Consider the following 18929-nt stretch of genomic DNA (forward strand, 5'->3'; position numbering starts at 1 on the left):
GGGTGAACTGCCGAGAAAATAGCATTTCGGCGTTGAATCTCTTTTTACGATGCGCTTCTTATCTATCGCTATTGGGAGAGTGAACTTAATAGCGATAATAGTGCATATGGAAGAAGGCATGAAACGCAGAGTATTTCTCGCCGGATTGGCATCTCTGCCGATGGTCGGCAGGGCGAAGGCAGGACTGATCGACCGAGCGACGAGCTATCGTTGGGTCAGATTGACAGAAGACGGCGGCCTTGCCGCACGCGACAGCGGCGCCGGCTTCCGCTTCAACGGTCGCCTCTGGATCAGCAACGGTTATGCGGTCGGGAGCGTGGCGGTGCGGGACCTCGTGGCATCCGACGACGGCATCGTGTGGGACCACGTGAACGACGCGACGCCATACAAGGGCTATGCCGCCGTTCGGCCGTTTCAAGGCTACATCTACGTCTACGACGGCCAGATGACCCGAACGCGGGACGGCTCCCACTACGAGCCCGTCGCCACGACGAACAATCCGCCGTTCGAGCCTGAATCCGCCATGTTCGAACTGAACGGCAAGCTTCACATCATCACCAAGGACGACGTCGCAAGCTTCGATCCGTCGACAGGTCAATTTGCCGTAACCCCGCATCCGGTGCCGGCGCGTTGGGGGCAGGTCCGCATCAAGTTCAACGACCGCCTCTATATCGTCGCGGGGGCCAAAGACGGCGCCAACAGCCCGCCGGAAAATCCCGACGCCTATCCTCAATGGACGACCGTCAACGACGTCTGGTCCACGGACAATCCGGAAGATCCGACGTCCTGGAAGAAGCACGAGACACCGCCGTGGCGCAGGCGCATGTGGCCCGGCCTGGTCGTCCACGGGGACCTGCTTTACCTGACGGGCGGCTGGGACAATTTCGACGCCGTCAACCTGAACGACACGTGGCGTTCTCCCGACGGCGAGAATTGGGAGCGGGTCACGGTGACTGAATCCTATCCGGCTCGCCATGCCCCGACCCTCTTCAGCTTTGAAGGGCGAATCCTGATGGTCTGCGGCAATACCAATGTGAGCCCGAGCGTGCAGAACGACGTCTGGCAGCTCTGTCCGGCGTAAAAACCGCGGCACCCTCCAGCGGGACAGGAGACGATGCCGGCGGCCCGGCCGGCGTCATTTTCTCCGCTTCGCTGGCCGGCATGCGGCGCCGAGGCTGCGCGGCGTTCCATTTTTATTCTCCCCTGCCCCATTTTCCGCTTGCGCTCCGAATAGCGATTACATAAAGGAAACAAGCCGTTTCGGCAGGTCGGGGCGTAGCGCAGCCCGGTAGCGCACTTGACTGGGGGTCAAGGGGTCGCTGGTTCAAGTCCAGTCGCCCCGACCATTTAATCCCTTGAAATCTCAGTCTTTCCGCATCTCGCGAGAGTGGGGGCGCCGTGCGTCCTCAGCGCGATTCATCCGTCCATATGCGGCGCTGGCCACGGTAGATGTACTGGCCGGAGCCCTGGCGGGTGTTGTCGCGGTAATAGTCGCGGCGGCTGCGGTTGCGGTCGTCGCCGGCGCAGCGCTCGGGAAAGCGGCGGCAATCCTGGTAGTTCTGCCGGTCGACGCGCGGATTTGTCGGATCGACAGCCATTGCATTACCGGCAAGCATTGCTAAAGCTAAGGCAAGAACCACCCTGATCATTTCACTCTCATCAATTTCACGCGGACTATTGCCGGAGTTTATCACATGCTGCCAAGCCGCTCACTTCTCATCGGCGTGATCGTGACGCTGGCCTCCTCGCATATCGCATTGGCAGAAAACGTCCAGTTCCGGAATGCCAGGGAAAACGAAATCCGGCAGCTTCTGAAGGGCGCCCGCGACCTGCGGAAGGCCTCGAACGGTTATGAATACCGGCCGGGCAACAAGAACGGCTACAAGATTTCGGACGGCCAGATCTGCGTTCTCTTCCCCAACAAGCAGACCGACTGCATCTCGATCAAGACGGATGGCAAGGTGCTGCAGATGATCGACAACAAGGGCAACCGCACCAGGCTCTGAGCCTTGCCGGCATCAGCTATACCTTGCCAACAACATTTCGGCCGGCTGGAATATCGCCGTAACGACGACGTCAGCGCCGACCTGCTCGGACTAGACTGCGACTTGTACCAGCATGCCGTCATGATCGGCATGGGTTACACGTTCCGAGGCCGATCTGCCGGCAATCACATGGCGGACAGAAACAGCTTGCCGTCCGGCGCCACACGCGGCCCCCAGGCGGCATAGTTGGAAATCGAAAAATGCGGCGTCGCGAAGGGCGTCGCGTGGGTTTGCGTGATGACGGTGACGTCGGCACCGGCCGCCTCTCCGGCGAGAATGCCGGCAACCGCATCCTCGAAGACCAGGCAGCGGGCGGGATCGACGCCGAGGCGGCGCGCGCCGAGCAGGTAACATTCCGGGCTCGGCTTGCCTGCCGACACTTCCTCACCGCTGACGATCATCCTGGGCATGGGAATGCCGGCGGCCGCCATGCGGCGGCGGGCGAGCTCGATCGGCGCGGAGGTGACGATGCCCCAGCGGTCGGCCGGGAGCGCATTCAGGAAACGGACGGAGCCCGGTATCTCGACGATGCCGTCGAAATCCTCCATCTCCTCCTTCAGGAGAAGCTTGGCCTCGGCGACCGGATCGACACCGGGAAGACCGAGCTGGCGGATGGCGTCGGAGGCGCGAACGCCGTGGATGGTCTTGAGCAGGACGTCGGGTTCGAAACCGTGGCGAAGCGCCCATTCGCTCCAGACGCGCTCGACAACGGCGATGGAGTTCAGCACCGTGCCGTCCATATCGAAGAGGAAGGCATCGTAGGTCTTGTCGAGAACGCGATGGGAAGCGGACAAAGGAAGGTTCCTTGCGAAGCGGAAAGCCGTCAGGCCCTTCGCGACTAACCGAGCCCGCGAGCGGCGTCAACCTGGAGCATGGCGGACGGACCTCAACGATCGCGGCAGGCGTCAGTCGTTGACCTCGGGATGGGTGATGCTCCTCACGTCCGCCAGGCCGCGCGTGGCGTCGCGATTGCCGGTGGCGGCCGCAGCCTCGAAAACGCGCGTGGCGTCGCCATACATTTTCAGGTTCATGTAGCTGTAGCCGCGCAGCACCATGAGGTCGACACGCTCCTGCTGCAACTGGGCGCGCTGGTCGAGATAGATGAGCGTCTCGCGGTAACGGCGGCCCTCGAAAGCGGCAAGCGCACGATCGGCAAGGATTGCCACCTGCAGTTCGGAGGCGCGGTCGCGGTTCTGCGGCGCCTTGGTGGCGGCGACCGCAGCGCTGTTGGAAAGGCCGGCGCGCAGATAGGCAAGGCTCTGGCCGTAGGCGGCGTCCTCGCGTTCCCGACGCACGGGACTTGCAAGCGCGGCCTCGAATGCCGCAACCGCTTCCATCGGCCGGTTGATATCCATCAGGCACCAGCCGCGCGCCAGCGCCTCGCCGGGCCGCAGGCGGGCGGAATCCGTTGTCGTGGTGCAGCCGCGAAACTGGCGCGGACCGCGCCCGACCGCAACGGTCTGCATGGCCTCTACCGGTCTTGCCCGCACGACAGGCTGCGGCGGCGCGACGGGACGCGGCTGCAGCTGCTGCGTCCGGGATTGGACTTCCTCGGGCGGCTCGGCCGCGGAGTTCGGAGCCGGCAATGGCGCGCCGGCGCGGGCGGCGGCCGCGGTCTCGCTCAGCGCGGCAATGCGGGCCGAGCGGCCGGCCCAGAGACGCTGGATCTCGGCAACCCCGGCACGGTCGTTCAGCTGCTGGCGGGTGACGGCAAGGCCATAGGCCGAGGGTTCGTCATCCGGTTTCCAGCGCAGTCCCGTCTCGAACCAGCGGGCGGCCGTCTGGAACTGGTTCAGGGAGCGGGCATACCAGCCGAACTGCTGGGCTGTCGGCACGTATTTCTGCTCGATGACCGTCGCGGCGATGCGGCCGAGCACGTCCTCGCCGAGATCGGCCGGCGGCTGCAGGGCCATCAGGTTGGCAGTCGCGGCAAGATAGGTGGCGGTCGCATCCTTGGAATCGTTGCGCCATCTGTACATGACGTCCTCGGCTTCCTGCGGCGACTTTCGGGCGATCAGCGCCAGCGCCAGGCCCTGCGAAGCCACGGCGGAATCCTGCCTGTCGCGGGCCATGCGGAACCATTTTTCGGCATCCGCCGCATTGTTGCGGCGAAGCTGATACCAGCCGAGCAGCAGAGCATCGGAGGGCTGGCCCTTTTCTTCGGCGAGCGTCTCGACGCGAGAAACATAGTCGGGAGCGACCTCCAGCTGGGCATCGTCGTTGCCATCGGCAACAAAGCGGCGGGCAAGATCGTCGCGCAAACTGTCGAACTCGCGCATACCATTGGCGTCGGCCGGTCTTTCGAGCGAAAGCAGCGCCTGCATCGGGCCGTAGGGCAGAAGCGCGGCGGCCTTCTGGATCGTCGCCACGCGTTCGGCCGGCTCGGTACAGTTCTTCAGAATGTAGCTATAGGCATCCTGGCCGCGCTGCTGCCGGTTCGTCTCCACGAAGGCTTCGGCGACGCGCCAGAGCACATCGACCTCCGCGCAGGTCAGCAGGCTCGGCGTTGCGGCCGCAATATCGATGACCGTCGCATATTGCTTGAGATCGGAGGCATTGATCAGCCGTACACGGGATTCGGCGACGTCGAGGCGGTCGAGCAGGTCGGCCGGCGGTTGCCAGCCGCTCTCGCCGGTCTGACGGTCGGCGATCGCCTTGCGCAGCTCGGCGTAACGGCCCTCCGAATAGAGGCGCCACATGTTTTCGAGCTGCCGGTCGCCGTTCTGCGGAATGGCGAGCGGATCGGCCGGCGGCACCCAATTCGGATAGAGCGCCTGAAGGCGGGAGATTTCCGCCTGCAGGCGAACCGTATCGCCGCGGCTTGCGAAATAACGAAGGGCGCTTTCGTCGACGGCCGGCGGCTCGCCTGCCGGCGGCGGACCGGCCGGGGCGGCGGCGGGCGCCGTGGCCGGCGGGACGGCCGGAACCGGAGCGGGCTGCCCGGCCTGACCTGTCTGGGCAAGAAGCGTCTGTGCGGGACCCTGCTCCTGATCGGCGGAACTGCCCTGTGTGGCGGCCTCGATCCGTTCCGCCACGGCCTGCACGTCAACCGGCGGACCGGAGGCCGCGTCCGGTCCCTTGATCCGGCCCATCATCATCAGTTCGGGGGGCTTGCCGGCGAAGCCGAAGCGCTCCTGCAGCGCTTCACGATCCTTCAGCCCGGCGATGAGCGTCGCCACCAGGACTGCTGCCGTAACCGCCACGAGAGAAGATTTCACAGACACTCCGGATGCTTCTCCCCGACATAGGCCAGCCCCAGAAGCTGAAGCGTTGATGGGTAATAATAGGCAGGCGCAAATTGCAGCGCTTCGGCAGGAATTTTAGTTCCATCCAATACACAGGCCACAACGTGGTTAACAATTTCATAACCGGGGTCGGAAAGCTCCGTCTTCGGCTGTCCGGTATTCAGGTCGATCGTGGCGGTCATGCCGGCCACGCTCATGCCCTCCTTGAGGCGCGTCAGCAGCGGCGCGTCGGTCACGCCGCCCCGCACCAGATAGAGCGGGATGCGGATCGCATTGTAGCCGAACACGGCCTCGAACCCTTCGGCCGGCCGCGGCTGGCGCTTCAGGCTTACCCATTCGGCAGGCAGCTTGCGCGGGCCGAACTGCATGGCCTTGAGCAGCGCAAGGCCGTCGTCGGCGAGTTCCCGCCAGCGATCGGAAGGGGCGAGCGCGGCCATGACGGGCAGCGCTTCGTAGACCCAATAGGACGGGTTGACGACGGGGCCATCGTCGCGGTCGGCGGCGGAGAAACCTTTTGCGCCGGGCAACAGCAGGGTGCGGCCGGTAAAATCGACCACGCTTTCCTCAAGCGTCGATTGCGCCATGCGCGTGGCTGCGGTGATATAGTCGCTACGGTTCCAGGCAGAGCCCGCCAGTGCCAGCGCATAGGCAATCAATATGTCACCATCAGACGCATTGTTGGTGTCGGTCACATGCGGGTTGGCGGACGGGTCCCATTTCCAGACGGCAAGGCCGTCATCGCGCAGCAGCAGTTCGGTTTTCGTGAAATACCAGATCTGCTCGAAACCGGCGGCATCGCCGGCCAGATAGGCGAGCAGCAGGCCGTAGCCCTGGCCCTCGCTGTGGCTGATATTGCCGTTGCCGTTATCGACGATGCGCCCGCCCGGATCGAGGAACTTCGCCTTGTAGGCCGCCCATGCCTCGCCGCTGATGCGCGGCTGCTGGGCGGGTGCCGGATGGCCGGCAAGCGCCAGCATCGCCGTGCCCGCCAGCAATGTTGCGATCCAGCCTTTCATTTCGACCTGCCGAGCCTTGAAAGCATTCTGGATGTGACGAGGCCGATCAGCAGCGACAGCACGACCAGAAGGAAGGAATAGGAAAGAATATTCGTCGACAGCCAGTTGGCCGCGATCAGGCGATAGTTGGCGATCGACAGGCCCGCGGTGGGCACGAAATCGAAGCGCGTGACCGGCACGCTTTCGATCTTGCCGGTGCGGCTGGAATAGGTGGTGATATGGCCCGATATCTGCGGCCAGTTCATCTGGGCGGTCAGCGCATTCAGCCCCTCGCGCAGGTCCTTGGCCGAGGGGGACGTCACGACGGTCCAGGCGCCGCCGCCATCCGGGCTCTTGCCCTGAGCGATCATCAGGGTCGCCGCATTCGACGGCGTGAATACCTGTTCGGCATTCGGGATGAACTGCAGCGAGTTGCCGGTAATGTCGAAGTTGCGGCGCAGCCATTCGCGGAACGCCGCTATGCGGCCCTGCAGCGCGCCGCCCGCGATGCGCGAGCGCCATTCCTCCAGCGCCTGTCGATTATCGATCTCCGTCGGCTGCGGCTCGCTCGCCGGCCGCCAGGACGCCTGGCTCGCCGTTGCGACATTGACCTGGGCGAGCGCGGTTGCGGGCATCTGCGAAATCGAGCCGATGAAAATGGCGTTGCGGTCCCCGATCACGCCCGGCGAGGCGACGGTTTCGATGGCGATCGGGTGGCCGGCCATGATGGCGAGCTGTCCAAGCAGGGTCGCGGCGGCCGAAAGCGTGTCGGCATCGGTGCGATCGACGAAGAGCGGCGTCGGCTCGGGATTGCGGCCATAGGGATAGGCGGTTCCGGCCATGGCCGCGAGGTTCGGGCGCTGGCCGACGCGGGCGAAATCCGGCATGTGAAATTCGGACGTGTCGAAAAGCGCAAAACGCGGCGTCTGCGACGCCGTCGCGCCTGGAGCGCAGGCCGCATCCTCCTGCGTCGTCAGCACGGCCTCGATGGCGATCGAATTCAGGCCGGGCTTGAAATGCCGCATGGTCACGCGGATCGGCAACTGGCGGAAAATGCCGCCGCTGGTCGTGGCGATCGGCACGGTCGAGGCGATATTGCCGTTCACATAGACGTCGATATGGCTGCCGGGAAGCACCTTGCTGGAATAGGCGGCATCGAGCAGGATCTGCGCCTCGCCATAGGCATTGGCATAAAAATCGGCCGGTACCGCGATATTGAAGCCGGTGCGGAAGCGGCGACCGGAGAAATCGACGGTGCGTATGCCGAGCTGCGAAAGCGCAATGCGCGTATCGCCAAAAAGAAGCGGCGCGTCGGGCGCCGACCAGCGCTGCGTGGTCAGCACGTCGCGGCGTATTTCGGGGGCACGGTCGGTCGGAGAAACGATGGTATCGATCGCTGCCGAAACCGCCGGCCAGGATGGACCGCTGATCAGCAGGACGGGCGAACCGCTGCGCGGGTCGGTGACGAAGGCCGCGAGCGGGGCGCTTTCTGCCCCCTGGGGAAGACCGGGGAAAATCGGCCGCAGCTCGGCCGCCGTACCGACGAGCACCGCCATCCTGCCGGGGCCGCCTGATGGCAGCGTGCCGGTGCTGAAGGCAAAAACCTGGTTCGGCATGCCGCTGAGGAGCGACAGGCCCTGTGCCAGGCGGAGCAGCGGCCTGGTGGTGCCGGGTTGTTCCATTGCCGGCACGACAAGCTCGAATTCCGTCTTGCCCGAACCATCGACGCCGACGGCGCGGATCGCATCCGTGCCGGAAAGCCGGCCGGCATCGCCGCCGGCAAAGCTCAGATAGGTGCCGGCCGGATCGATGTTCGACCAGAGCTCATAGGTGGAGTCGATGCTGCAATCCGTGCGGTGGCGCTGGCTGGCTTCGAAGGTGATGAGGTTGGCGCCGGGCTGCAGCAGGCCCGGAGGAACGTCGAAACTGACCGCCGAGGGGCTGTCGGGCGAACCGATCTGCTGCTCGCCGATGGCGCGATTGTTGATGAACACCGTCAGTTGCGACGCCTCGGGAGCGACGACCACGGCGTTCTGATAGGTGAACGTGAACCGCGCCTTGGCCGCCGCCTGTTCCGTCGTCAGATAGACCGACCATGACCTGCGGTCATATTCGCCCGTGAGGCCGAGTTCGGAGAAAGGCACGACAAAGCGCCTGACGTCACCGGCCTGCGGAGCGGGCGCGACAGGGCGGACGACAGGCGGCGGAGCGGCTGGCGTCTGCGCCGGTGCGGGAGGCGGCGCCGGCGGCGGGACGGCCGTCTGCGGCACGACGGGAACGGGGGCCGGCGCGGGCTGGGCAGGCAGCGTCAGGCGCGGCTTGACCGGCGGCGCGCCGGCCGGGCGCTCGCCGGACATATCGAAAGGGCTGATCTGCGCATAGGCGAGGACCGATGTGCAGGCCAGAAGGAGCGACGCGGCGAAGAGCTTTCTCATCCGGCGTTCACCTTTGCCGCCTGCTGCTGGCGATGTTCCTCCCGCTCCGGCCGCATGCTGCGGAAGAAATAGACCAGGCCGCGGCTCGTCTGGTAGAAGGACAGGCCGAGGAACCATATGGTGCCCCGGATCAGGCCGGGATTGCGGCGGCGCGAGGCCTGGAACTGCGTCCACTGATCGGAATTGGCAAAGATCAGGTCGGCAATCAGGCGGTGATCCAGCGCGCTCTTCGGCTGATACTGGCAGCCGACATTTATGATATCGCCGAGCGGTTCGATATTGCGGACGATGAGGGGCAGGGTTTCGAGATCGGCGCCGCTATAGGGGCGGAACCGGATGTCGCCGAGCGCGCCGACCTGCACCGCATCGAAATGTTTGCTGAAGACGTGCAGCCGCGCGCCGTGAACGGAGACATCCTCGATGGAGGCCGTGTACCACTGGTCGCCGACGCTGAATTCGCAGCGGCGGTTGACGCGCACACGGCGGGAAGAGGCCCGCTCCCCGCGCTCCGAAACCACGCCGAGCGCGCAGCCGGCAAGGATGAGGTTGATGATGTTCCAGGCGCCGACGACAAGGGTGACATCCGCCTTGTAGGGTTCGGCATAGATCTTGTAGACGGTGATCGCGACGGCGATGATCTGCACGGCAAAAATGACGAAGAACGGCCTGCTGATTTCCGACAGGCGGCTGATGGCGATGGATTCGTCCTTGGCCGTGACCTTGAAGGTCGGCTTCCTCGGATTGAGCATGACCGAAACGACGGCCGGCAGCAGATGCACCGTCTGCACATATTCGTAGAGTTCGGAAATCCACGGCCAGCGGAACGACCCGTAGAGATAGTTCTGCATCATCAGGTTCACGATCATGTAGGCGAGCGTATAGGCCAGGAACTCGCCGCCCGATGCGGTGAAGATTTCCAGATCGAAGAAGAGATAGAAGAGCGGCGCGAAAAGGAAGATCGTGCGCGGAAACGGGAACAGCCAGAACAGCGACGAGGACATGTAGCAGAAGCGCTGCGGCAGGGAGAGGCCGCGCTTGAGCAGCGGAAAACGGAAACGCAGGATCTGCATCATGCCCTGCGCCCAGCGGCTGCGCTGGCCGATGAAGCTTGCGAAAGTCGCCGGCTGCAGGCCGGCAATCAGCGGCTTGTCGAGATAGATGCTGTTCCAGCCGGCGCCGTGCAGGGCAAGCGCGGTCTCGCAATCCTCGGTGATGCTGATGCCGCTGAAGCCGTTGGCCGATTGCAGCGCGCGGCGGCTCAGGACGGCTGCCGAGCCGCAGAAGAAGGCGGCGTTCCACTTGTCGAGGCCGCGCTGGATGATGCCGTAGAACATTTCGTTCTCGCTCGGCATCTTTTCGAAGGTGCGCAGGTTGCGCTCCAGCGGGTCCGGATTGATGAAGAAATGCGGCGTCTGGACGAGGAAAAGCTTCGGATCGTCGTCGAAATAGCCGACCGTCTCCAGCAGGAAGTCGCGTGCCGGCGCGTGGTCGGCGTCGAAAACGGCAATCAGCTCGCCGCTCGAATGCTGCATGCCGTTGTTGAGGTTGCCGGCCTTGGCATGTTCGTTGCGGTCGCGCGTCAGGTAATTGACGTCGAGATCGATGCAGAGCTGCCTGAGCTCGGCGTGGCGGGCGGCAGCCGCCTGCGCTTCGATCAGCTTGCCGGAATTGCGCTTCTGCAACGTGCCGCCATCGTCCAGCAGCCAGACATGCAGCTTGTCGGCCGGATAATCCATCGCCTTGGCGGCAGCGAGCGTATTGGCAAGCAGGCCGGCATCCTCGTTGTAGGACGGCACGAAGACATCGACATGGGGAAAGCGCTCGAGCCTGCCGGCCCGTGAGGGGCGCGGCGGCAGCGGTGTGGCGACAATGAAGAGCGACAGCGCCAGCATCATGACGCTGTACATTTCCGCGAGATAGAGCAGCAGGCCGGGAATGAAGTTTTCCAGCTGGTTGACCGGCGGCAGCGTATTGGTCGTGCGCCAGTAGACGTAGCGCAGCACGATGGACGTACCGAAGGCGAGCGCAACCAGGCGCCATGTGCCCTCGCCCTTCAGCACCTTGATGAGCGCCATGACCGTAACGACGGTGAAGCTGGCGATGAGCTGCGTCTGCAGATTGACGGGCAGCGTGACGAGGGCGATCACACAAAGCGACACCACGGCCCATATGACAATACTGCCAGCCTTACGCATGGACATTCCTTCGAAATGGCTCGCCCGTAACGCATCGGCGCGCCGGGCAGGTTTGCTATTTCCGGCAGGCGGCCGTCATGGCCGCATTGCCTATGCAATCGGGCGAAGGCACGGTCACGCCGATCGGCCTCGCTGTCTGTGGAACCGGCGCGGGCACTTCCGCCGGCGGCTCAATCGCATTCGTCTGCAGGTCGTCGTTCGGCAGCGGCACGCGAGGGCCGACCGGCGACGGCAGGACCGGTGCGGCAGGCGCCGGCTGCGCGCGGCGCACGGTCACGGCCTGCGGCTGGCGGAGCGCGGCCGGGGCAGGCTCGTAGCCGATCGGCATGGCGTTCGGGCGATAACCGCCTTCGTCCGGATAGATCGGCGCGCCGGTCTGGCCGAGCGCTGGATTGGCAGGCGGCGGCGCGCCATAGGGGTTCCAGATATCACCGTCGAACGTGCCGGTGACGGTGTAGCCGTAGACGATGCCGAGAAGCTGGCGCTCGCTGGCGCGGGCATCGCAAAGGCGCAGGCGGATCTGGATCATGCCGAAGTTGCGCGCCTGGGTCTGCGCCGACCGGCTGGAGCGGATCTGCTGCCAGGCATAGATGCAGGTATCGCCGGCGCGGCTGCGGCCGGAGGCATAACCGAAGGGACCGTAGCTGTTCTGCAGGAAGGTGGCCGAAGTCGCCATCGCAACGCCGGGAACCGAGCGCGCCGCCTCGCGGGCAATATCGCCTTCCCGGATCATCCGGAAAGAGGCGCTGCCGGCGCCGGGATTGGCGCCGGACGCGCCAAGGAACTGAACTTTCAGGAAATTCTGGCCCGGAACGGATGAGGACGCGAAGAGCGAGATCGTCTGTTCCACACCGTTTCCGCGCTTTCGTTCGACGACGCTGACGATCGACGGGCCACCGGGCGGCGGCAGGACAAGCGCCTTTTCCGGCTCCACCGTCTCCGGCCCGGCGGGCTGACGCACTGCGCCTGTCGACGTGCAGCCGGCCATCATGGCCGCAACGGCCACCACCGATATCGTCTTCGGAAAATGCATGTCCTGGCCGTTGCTATCTTATTTTTAATCTCTGTCTGCGGGGACAAAGCGCGGCGAATTTCCGAATCAACAATCCTTATGTCGTTCATTAGGAATAAACGATGCTTATGGTTAACAAATGGTCAATATTCCGGCCGCGGCCAGCGCAGGCCGGGGCGGCGATCAGGCCCTTGCCGGGCCTCACGCCTGATCGGCGGAAGGCTTGCCGTTCAAGGCTTCGCGGACCTTGTGGGCGAGCTGTTCCAGGCTGAAGGGCTTGGCAAGCAGCGAGACGCCGTGGTCCAGCACACCGTTGTGGACGATGGCGTTGCGGGTATAGCCGGTCGTGTACAGTATCCGGATGTCCGGCCACTTCTCCGTGACGGCATCGGCGAGCTGGCGACCGTTCATCTGCGGCATCACGATATCGGTGAAGATGAGATCGACGCGCTCGTTCTCCAGCAGGTTCAGCGCCTCGGGGCCGTCTGCCGCCTGCAGCACGCTGTAGCCGAGTTCGCGCAGGCTTTCGGCGGTCATTTCCCGCACGTTCCGGTCGTCCTCCACGACGAGGATCGTATCCTCGACGCTCCCCTGCGGGATCGGCTTCGTCGCGGGCGCCGGACGCGCCACGCCCGAGCCAAGATGGCGCGGCAGATAAATCTTCACCGTGGTGCCGCGGTCGATCTCGGAATAGATCTTGATGTGTCCCCTGCTCTGCTTGACGTAACCATAGACCTGGCTGAGGCCGAGGCCCGTGCCCTTGCCGGATCCCTTCGTCGTGTAGAACGGATCGAAGGCGCGTTCGAGAACCTCGGGGGACATGCCGATGCCGGTATCGGTGATGCTGACCATCACATATTGGCCGGCCTCCACATCCTGGTGCAGCCGCGCGTAGCGATCGTCCAGTTCGGTATTGGCCGTCTCGATGGTCAGGTGGCCGCCATCGGGCATGGCGTCACGGGCATTGACCGAGAGATTGAGAATGGCATTTTCAAGCTGGCTGAGATCGGCAAAGGTCGGCCAGAGGCCACCGGCCAGAACCACTTCGATGCTGATCTGCTCGCCGAGCGTCCGGCGCAGCAGTTCCGACATGCCGCCGACGAGCTTGTTCGCATCGACGATTTCGGGCGCCAGCGGCTGCTGGCGCGAAAAGGCGAGCAGCCGCGCCGTCAGCACCGCCGCCCGCTGCGCGCCGTCCCTGGCGCTCTGGATCGAATTGAGCAGGCGCGGGTCTTCCTTGCCGTTCAGCCGCCGCTGGGCAAGGTCGAGGCTGCCGATGATGATCGCCAGCATGTTGTTGAAATCATGCGCGACGCCGCCCGTCAGCTGGCCGATGGTTTCCATCTTCTGCAACTGGCGCACCTGCGCCTGGGCGCTTGCGTGTTCGGCCATCTCGCGCTTGAGTTCGCCGGTGCGCTGGGCAACCGTGTCTTCCAGCTTCCCGTTGAAATCGTTGAGTTCTCCACGCAGCCGCACCTGCCGCCCATGCGAGACGATGACCGCCTGCATCAGCCCGACGATGATGAAGGCGTTGACGATGAAGATCGACAGGCCGATCCATTGGCCGAACGTGGCGGGCCAGAAGGCATTGCGCGGCTCGACGAAGAATTGCTGGACGACGAAACCCGACAGAAGGGCGGCGACGGCACCCGGCCCGGCACCGCCGATGAAGCTTGCGACCAGCACGGCGGGCAGGAAGCTCAGAAAGGGAAAGCCGGAGAGATAGTCGCCGGCGGCAACGCGCAGCAGGAAGGTGAAGGCGACGACGGCGAGCGCGAGCGGATAGGTCAAACCCGGCCGGTGTCGCAGCCAGTCCGTGGCGTTCAACAGATCCATTTCCCAGCCTTCCCTTCCGTTACGAAAGCGGCCCTCCAGCTTTTGCATATCGAATCCGGCCCGGCAATATGCCACCTCGCACAAGACGGCGCCCCAGCCTTGACGAGCAGGTGGCTCGGGACAGATAAGCCGTGATATCCGGCACCGGGCCAGGCAAGGGCCGGCGCGAGGGTAAAGGGTGGACGAGGCCATGAAAGACATATTCATCGTCGAAGACGATGCGCTGATCGCCATGCTGCTCGAGGAGATGCTCGAAGATCTCGGCTACCGCGTCAGCGCCAGCGTTCCCGATCTGGAACAGGCGCTCGACGTGGCCCGTAACAAGGAATTCGATGCGGCGATCCTCGACGTGTCACTGGCGGGAAAAAGCTCGCTGCCGGTGGCGAAACTGCTCGAGGCGCTCGGCAAGCCCTATGTCTTTGCCACCGGATACGGCAGCGCGCCCGAGGGCAGCAGTTCGAACCAGCCCATTCTCAGAAAACCGTTTCAGCTCTCCGATCTCGAAAAAGCGCTGAAGGGCATGCAGGCGTAGAGCAGTTCCGGCAAAAACGGGAACCGGCTTTGCGTCCGGAATTGCGGAAAAAACGATGGCTTAGGGTCTATCGCACCTGATCGAGCAGTCGCTTGCATTCCAGGAGATCGTAGAGCGCTTCCTGGAGCAGCGCACGGTCCTCCTTGCCGACACTCGATTTGCCGACCGAGATTTCCGGCTGGTCGTCCTCGCCGCTGACGAAATTGAAAAAGCGGCGGGTGATCGGCGGCTTGGCGCGGCCGACGATCTGATCCTCTTCCGCCATGGCGACGCGCGGTTCGCCGGCGACGGTATCGCTGACGCTGGCCGAGAGCGCCTCGACGCTTGCAAGATCGCCGTGCCCGACCGCGACGACAAACTTGTTGCCGTTGGTCTTCAGGAGCTTCTGCACGCCCTTGATCGTATAGCCGTGATCGTAGAGCAGATGGCGGATGCCTTTCAGAAGATCGACATCCTCCGGCCGGTAGTAGCGGCGGCCGCCGCCGCGCTTCATCGGCTTTATCTGCGGAAAACGCGTTTCCCAGAAGCGCAGCACGTGCTGCGGCAGATCAAGGTCATCAGCAACTTCGCTGATGGTGCGAAAGGCATCCGGGCTCTTGTCCAACGTCATACTGCTACGCGACCTCGCGGATCATCCAAACGGCGACTCATCATATTTCAACGGTTTGGAGCCGCGAATTCAAGTCACGTCTTGGCGTTGCGCACAGCCGAAGCGCTGTGCGGCAAAACTTTTCGTTCAGCGGGAAAAAGACCGTCAGGCTGCCGGGTTTTGCGGCTTGGTCTTGCCCTTGCGGGCAACATGGGACTTGAGAATGCGCGTCTTCAGCACATTCGAGGCCTTGAAGGTCATGACACGGCGGGGCGAAATCGGAACTTCCTCGCCGGTCTTCGGATTGCGGCCGATGCGCTCGTTCTTGTCGCGCACCTGGAAGGTCGCGAAGGAGGAAAGCTTGACGGTTTCGCCGCGCACGATGGCGTTGCAGATTTCGTCGATGACCGTTTCGACCAGCTCAGCAGATTCCGTCCGGGAGAGACCGACCTTCCGAAAAACGGATTCCGCCAGATCTGCTCGCGTCACTGTCTTTCCGGTCATGGTTTCCCCGCCCAATAGAAAATATTTTGTGAAAGTGGACAAAGATTATTTGTCTTGTGCCTCACGGTCAAGCTCTTGTTCGCCGCCAGTTTTTCAGGATTTGCGCCTACCAGCGCAGCAGAACCGCACCCCAGGTGAAGCCGCCGCCCATGGCCTCCAGCATCACGAGGTCGCCCTTCTTGATGCGTCCGTCGCCGGCGGCTGTCGCCAAAGCGAGCGGAATGGAGGCAGCAGAGGTATTGCCGTGCAGATCGACGGTGATGACGACCTTTTCCGGGGCAATGTTGAGCTTCTTGGCCGAACCGTCGATGATGCGGCGATTGGCCTGGTGGGGAACCAGCCAGTCGAGATCGTCGGAGGTCGTTCCGGTCGAATCGAAAGCGGCCTGGATGACGTCGGTAATCATGCCCACGGCATATTTGAAGACCTCGCGGCCTTCCATGCGCAGCTTGCCGACCGTACCCGTCGAGGACGGGCCGCCATCGACATAGAGCTTGTCCTTGTGCGAGCCGTCGGAGCGAAGATGGGCGGTCAGCACGCCGCGGTCTGCCGTCGTCCCCTCGCCTTCGGCTGCTTCGAGCACGATCGCGCCGGCACCGTCGCCGAAAAGCACGCAGGTGGTGCGGTCGTTCCAGTCGAGGATGCGCGAGAAGGTCTCGGCGCCGATGACGAGCACGCGCCTGGCAAGGCCACCGCGAATATAGGCATCGGCGGTCGTCACCGCATAGACGAAACCGGTGCAGACGGCCTGGACGTCGAAGGCGAAGCCGTGCGCCATGCCGAGCCGGTTCTGGATGTTGACCGACGTCGCCGGGAAGGTGTTGTCGGGCGTCGAGGTGGCGCAGATGATGAGATCGATATCGTCGGGCGTCAGGCCGCCATTGGCGAGCGCGGCGCGAGCCGCCGCCTCGCCGAGGGAGGAGGTCGTCTCGTCGTCGCCGGCAATGTAGCGCTGGCGGATACCGGTGCGCTGGACGATCCACTCGTCCGACGTATCGACGATGCCTTCCATTTCGCGATTGGTCATCACGCGTTTCGGCAGTGCTGCCCCGAAACCACGAACCACTGATCGGATCATATTGCTTGAACCCCGTCGCTCACGCGGCTTCCGGCCCGATCGGGGGCAGCCGCTTGGCATGATATTTCTTGAGATCGTTTTCTATTTTCTGGGTCAGGCCATTCTTGGCCATGTCATAACCCACTTCGATGGCCGCGGCGATGCCTTCCGCATTCGCCCCGCCATGGCTCTTGATGACGATGCCGTTGAGGCCGAGGAACACGCCGCCATTGACCTTGCTCGGATCGAGCTTCTCGCGCAGCATGTCGAAGGCGCTCTTGGCAAAGAGATAGCCGATACGGGCAAGCAGCGTGCGCGACATGGCGGCACGCAGGTAGGCGCCGATCTGCCGGGCAGTGCCTTCGGCGGCCTTCAGGGCGATATTGCCGGAAAAGCCTTCCGTCACCACCACATCGACCGTGCCCTTGCCGAGATCGTCGCCCTCGACGAAGCCGTAATATTCGAGCGAATCGAGGTTGGCCTCGCGCAGCAGGCGACCGGCCTCCTTGACCTCTTCCTGGCCCTTGATTTCCTCGACGCCGACATTCAGCAGGCCGACGGTCGGACGCTCGAGCTCGAACAGCGCGCGCGCCATGGCGCCGCCCATCAAGGCGAAATCCATCAATTGTTGCGAATCGGCGCCGATCGTGGCGCCGACATCGAGCACGATGCTTTCGCCCTTCATCGTCGGCCAGATGGCGGCAATCGCCGGGCGTTCGATATTGGCCATCGTGCGCAGACAGAATTTCGCCATGGCCATGAGTGCGCCGGTATTGCCGGCGGAAACGGCGACATCGGCCTCCCCCGACTTCACCGCTTCGATGGTGCGCCACATGGTGGAGATGTAACGCCCGCGGCGAAGCGCCTGGCTCGGCTTCTCTTCCATGCTGACGGCGAGTTCGCAATCATGGAAGACAGACCGTTCCCGGACCTTGGGAAACTTTGCCAGAACCGGCTCGCACTGTTCCTTGATACCGTAGAAGACGAAGGAAATATCCGGATGCCTGTCCAACGCCTTGGCTGCGCCGGGGATGACAACCTGGGGACCAAAGTCGCCACCCATGAGGTCGAGAGATATTTTGATCACGCGTCCCTGATCCTTTTTTTTCGCCTGAGGGGGGCGAAATTTCGGCCAAAATACCGGTTTTGGCGTCGCTTACAACTGAATTGTGTCAAATGCCGGGGAGGCTTCAGTCCTTTTTCCAGTCCTTGAGCGCGGCGAATGCGGAGGGCTTGCGGTCATTCTCGCCCGTGTCTTCGATATGGCCCTCGAACTCGGCACCTTCCTTGCGCGGATAGGGATCGATGGCAAGCGCTGCGAATTCCGCGACGATCTCGCCGGCATCGATCGTATCGCCGGTAAAGGTTTCCGGCAGGTCGGGGCCATCGGGATCCAGCACCATTTCGCCGGCATCGTTGGCGGGATGGCGGGCGAGCTTGGAATTTTCAGGCACGAAGATCTGCTCGAAGGCCTCGTCGATATCGGATTCGACCGGCTCGAGCGTCACGACGCAGGCCTGGACGATTCTCGCCTGCACCCGGCCCTTGACGCGGATGCCGTCACGCTTCCACCTGTTGATCTGCAGGTCGGCGTGGAGGCTGTCCACCGACACGACGTTCCAGCTTTCGGCCAGCGCCTTCAGCTCGTCCTTGTCGGCGCTCACGCGCACCTCGACGGGATTGGCGGAGATGTGGCCGACCTTGACCGGATAGGAAAAGGGAACCGCGCTCGGATCTTTCTTCATGATTCTGCTCCTCAGGCGACCGCGGGAATCGTCGCCGAACCGGTGGCGATCGCCTCTTCGGGGATGGCCGCCAGATGGGCTTCCGCCGCCATCATCCAGTGCGCCAGCCCGCTCATGTCGGCGGGCTCGGCGGCTTCGGGATAGATATTGCGCTGGAGGGCCACGGAAAGAGCGGCCGCGTCATCTGCATCCATCGCCTTCGAATAGGCCTCCAGCCGGCCGTAGAACATGCCCGCGAGCTTCTTCATGCGCTTCGGCACGCTGTTGTCGCCGATGCCGAGTTCGCGGATCGAATAGTCGATATCCTGGAAGAAGGCATCGACGATTTCCTGGGCGATTTCCTGGCCGCTCGTCCCGGAGGCGCGGGTGCGGCGGAAAAACAGGATCATGGCGATCGACAGCATCTCGAAACGGCCCATGACGGTATCGGGAACGTTCAGGCGCTCGTAGAGCTCCGGCATGCGTGCGGCGGCCGTCAGCGCGGCATATTGCCGGTCCACGATAGCCTGGTTGCTGTTTCTCTTTGCGAAGAGCCCGAAGATCATTTGTTTTTTCCGGAAATGCCTCATTCTTGACGCCGAGCGGGGCCGGGCCTTGTTGCATGATTTCGAAAGCTGGTTTACCGAAGCAGGCGCGAATTGCAATGCTGTTCGTGGCCGGTTTCGGGACAGGTGCGCTCCGGTGCACAACGAGGCGGATCGGGAGAATTCGACCCCGGAATGGCCACAATGGTTTTGCA

General features: G+C 63.6%; 16 protein-coding genes, 1 tRNA gene and 1 pseudogene. 4 read left to right on the forward strand and 14 right to left on the reverse strand.

Annotated elements, in window-relative coordinates; all coding sequences use genetic code 11:
• Positions 1-118: 118 nt before the first annotated feature.
• Together ACU8HS_RS02130 and ACU8HS_RS02135 are read left to right on the forward strand one after the other, a co-directional pair.
• Positions 119-1081, forward strand: a complete 963-nt coding sequence (locus tag ACU8HS_RS02130) for a hypothetical protein (RefSeq protein WP_447015326.1) — start codon at positions 119-121, stop codon at positions 1079-1081.
• Between the two features lie 188 nt (positions 1082-1269).
• A tRNA-Pro gene (locus tag ACU8HS_RS02135) sits at positions 1270-1346 on the forward strand.
• 60 nt (positions 1347-1406) lie between these two features.
• Here ACU8HS_RS02135 and ACU8HS_RS02140 read toward each other — a convergent pair.
• On the reverse strand, positions 1407-1598 hold the full coding sequence (locus ACU8HS_RS02140) for a hypothetical protein (protein WP_162702882.1): 192 nt from the start codon (positions 1596-1598) through the stop codon (positions 1407-1409).
• 96 nt (positions 1599-1694) lie between these two features.
• Between ACU8HS_RS02140 and ACU8HS_RS02145 the strand changes: the two genes are divergently transcribed.
• Positions 1695-2006, forward strand: coding sequence for a hypothetical protein (locus tag ACU8HS_RS02145; protein WP_112702922.1), 312 nt, complete (start codon positions 1695-1697; stop codon positions 2004-2006).
• Between the two features lie 164 nt (positions 2007-2170).
• Here the strand turns inward: ACU8HS_RS02145 and ACU8HS_RS02150 are convergent, their stop codons facing one another.
• The 7 genes from ACU8HS_RS02150 to ACU8HS_RS02180 form a co-directional block, all read right to left on the reverse strand.
• The gene (locus ACU8HS_RS02150) at positions 2171-2785 is read right to left on the reverse strand and encodes an HAD-IA family hydrolase (protein ID WP_447015871.1); all 615 of its coding nucleotides are present in this window, start codon (positions 2783-2785) and stop codon (positions 2171-2173) included.
• Between the two features lie 165 nt (positions 2786-2950).
• Complete coding sequence (locus ACU8HS_RS02155) at positions 2951-5263, reverse strand: cellulose synthase (protein ID WP_113412410.1); 2313 nt, start codon at positions 5261-5263, stop codon at positions 2951-2953.
• Entirely contained in the window at positions 5260-6306 is a 1047-nt protein-coding gene (locus tag ACU8HS_RS02160) for a glycosyl hydrolase family 8 (protein WP_113412411.1), read from the reverse strand. The genes ACU8HS_RS02155 and ACU8HS_RS02160 overlap by 4 nt, the downstream gene beginning before the upstream one ends.
• Positions 6303-8720, reverse strand: coding sequence for a cellulose biosynthesis cyclic di-GMP-binding regulatory protein BcsB (locus ACU8HS_RS02165; protein WP_112566116.1), 2418 nt, complete (start codon positions 8718-8720; stop codon positions 6303-6305). The genes ACU8HS_RS02160 and ACU8HS_RS02165 overlap by 4 nt, the downstream gene beginning before the upstream one ends.
• Positions 8717-10915: a UDP-forming cellulose synthase catalytic subunit gene (gene bcsA, locus ACU8HS_RS02170; protein ID WP_112566426.1), complete on the reverse strand. Its 2199-nt coding sequence runs from the start codon at positions 10913-10915 to the stop codon at positions 8717-8719. Before bcsA ends, ACU8HS_RS02165 begins: the two co-directional genes overlap by 4 nt.
• Before the next feature lie 55 nt (positions 10916-10970).
• Entirely contained in the window at positions 10971-11948 is a 978-nt protein-coding gene (gene bcsN / locus ACU8HS_RS02175) for a cellulose biosynthesis protein BcsN (protein ID WP_447015327.1), read from the reverse strand.
• Between the two features lie 180 nt (positions 11949-12128).
• Entirely contained in the window at positions 12129-13763 is a 1635-nt protein-coding gene (locus tag ACU8HS_RS02180) for a response regulator (protein ID WP_447015328.1), read from the reverse strand.
• Positions 13764-13953: 190 nt separating this feature from the next.
• On the opposite strand from ACU8HS_RS02180, the gene ACU8HS_RS02185 reads away from it, so the two are divergent.
• Positions 13954-14295, forward strand: coding sequence for a response regulator (locus ACU8HS_RS02185; RefSeq protein ID WP_112566423.1), 342 nt, complete (start codon positions 13954-13956; stop codon positions 14293-14295).
• Between the two features lie 67 nt (positions 14296-14362).
• Here the strand turns inward: ACU8HS_RS02185 and ACU8HS_RS02190 are convergent, their stop codons facing one another.
• The 6 genes and pseudogenes from ACU8HS_RS02190 to ACU8HS_RS02215 all read right to left on the reverse strand — a co-directional run bounded on the left by ACU8HS_RS02190 (position 14363) and on the right by ACU8HS_RS02215 (position 18793).
• Complete coding sequence (locus ACU8HS_RS02190; protein ID WP_112566107.1) at positions 14363-14905, reverse strand: MerR family transcriptional regulator; 543 nt, start codon at positions 14903-14905, stop codon at positions 14363-14365.
• A 144-nt stretch (positions 14906-15049) separates the two neighbouring features.
• A complete protein-coding gene (locus tag ACU8HS_RS02195; RefSeq protein WP_007819963.1) occupies positions 15050-15388 on the reverse strand; it encodes an integration host factor subunit alpha in 339 nt (112 codons plus the stop codon).
• 106 nt (positions 15389-15494) lie between these two features.
• Entirely contained in the window at positions 15495-16466 is a 972-nt protein-coding gene (locus ACU8HS_RS02200; protein ID WP_112702914.1) for a beta-ketoacyl-ACP synthase III, read from the reverse strand.
• A gap of 19 nt (positions 16467-16485) precedes the next feature.
• A complete protein-coding gene (plsX, locus tag ACU8HS_RS02205; RefSeq protein WP_447015329.1) occupies positions 16486-17532 on the reverse strand; it encodes a phosphate acyltransferase PlsX in 1047 nt (348 codons plus the stop codon).
• 103 nt (positions 17533-17635) lie between these two features.
• Positions 17636-18190 (reverse strand): YceD family protein, encoded by a 555-nt coding sequence (locus ACU8HS_RS02210; protein WP_447015330.1) that lies wholly within the window; start codon positions 18188-18190, stop codon positions 17636-17638.
• Positions 18191-18201: 11 nt separating this feature from the next.
• A pseudogene (locus ACU8HS_RS02215) lies at positions 18202-18793 on the reverse strand (ubiquinol-cytochrome C chaperone family protein).
• Positions 18794-18929 lie beyond the last annotated feature (136 nt).

Source organism: Rhizobium sp. KDH_Rht_773_N (assembly GCF_052946295.1).

Bases quoted from the DNA above. Each gene is read 5' to 3' on its own strand.
- ACU8HS_RS02180 (WP_447015328.1), bottom strand. From the start codon at position 13,763: ATGGATCTGTTGAACGCCACGGACTGGCTGCGACACCGGCCGGGTTTG.
- ACU8HS_RS02185 (WP_112566423.1), top strand. From the start codon at position 13,954: ATGAAAGACATATTCATCGTCGAAGACGATGCGCTGATCGCCATGCTG.
- ACU8HS_RS02140 (WP_162702882.1), bottom strand. From the start codon at position 1,598: ATGGCTGTCGATCCGACAAATCCGCGCGTCGACCGGCAGAACTACCAG.
- ACU8HS_RS02210 (WP_447015330.1), bottom strand. From the start codon at position 18,190: ATGAAGAAAGATCCGAGCGCGGTTCCCTTTTCCTATCCGGTCAAGGTC.
- ACU8HS_RS02130 (WP_447015326.1), top strand. From the start codon at position 119: ATGAAACGCAGAGTATTTCTCGCCGGATTGGCATCTCTGCCGATGGTC.
- ACU8HS_RS02195 (WP_007819963.1), bottom strand. From the start codon at position 15,388: ATGACCGGAAAGACAGTGACGCGAGCAGATCTGGCGGAATCCGTTTTT.
- ACU8HS_RS02165 (WP_112566116.1), bottom strand. From the start codon at position 8,720: ATGAGAAAGCTCTTCGCCGCGTCGCTCCTTCTGGCCTGCACATCGGTC.
- ACU8HS_RS02190 (WP_112566107.1), bottom strand. From the start codon at position 14,905: ATGACGTTGGACAAGAGCCCGGATGCCTTTCGCACCATCAGCGAAGTT.
- ACU8HS_RS02145 (WP_112702922.1), top strand. From the start codon at position 1,695: ATGCTGCCAAGCCGCTCACTTCTCATCGGCGTGATCGTGACGCTGGCC.
- bcsA (WP_112566426.1), bottom strand. From the start codon at position 10,915: ATGCGTAAGGCTGGCAGTATTGTCATATGGGCCGTGGTGTCGCTTTGT.
- bcsN (WP_447015327.1), bottom strand. From the start codon at position 11,948: ATGCATTTTCCGAAGACGATATCGGTGGTGGCCGTTGCGGCCATGATG.
- ACU8HS_RS02160 (WP_113412411.1), bottom strand. From the start codon at position 6,306: ATGAAAGGCTGGATCGCAACATTGCTGGCGGGCACGGCGATGCTGGCG.
- ACU8HS_RS02150 (WP_447015871.1), bottom strand. From the start codon at position 2,785: ATGGACGGCACGGTGCTGAACTCCATCGCCGTTGTCGAGCGCGTCTGG.
- ACU8HS_RS02200 (WP_112702914.1), bottom strand. From the start codon at position 16,466: ATGATCCGATCAGTGGTTCGTGGTTTCGGGGCAGCACTGCCGAAACGC.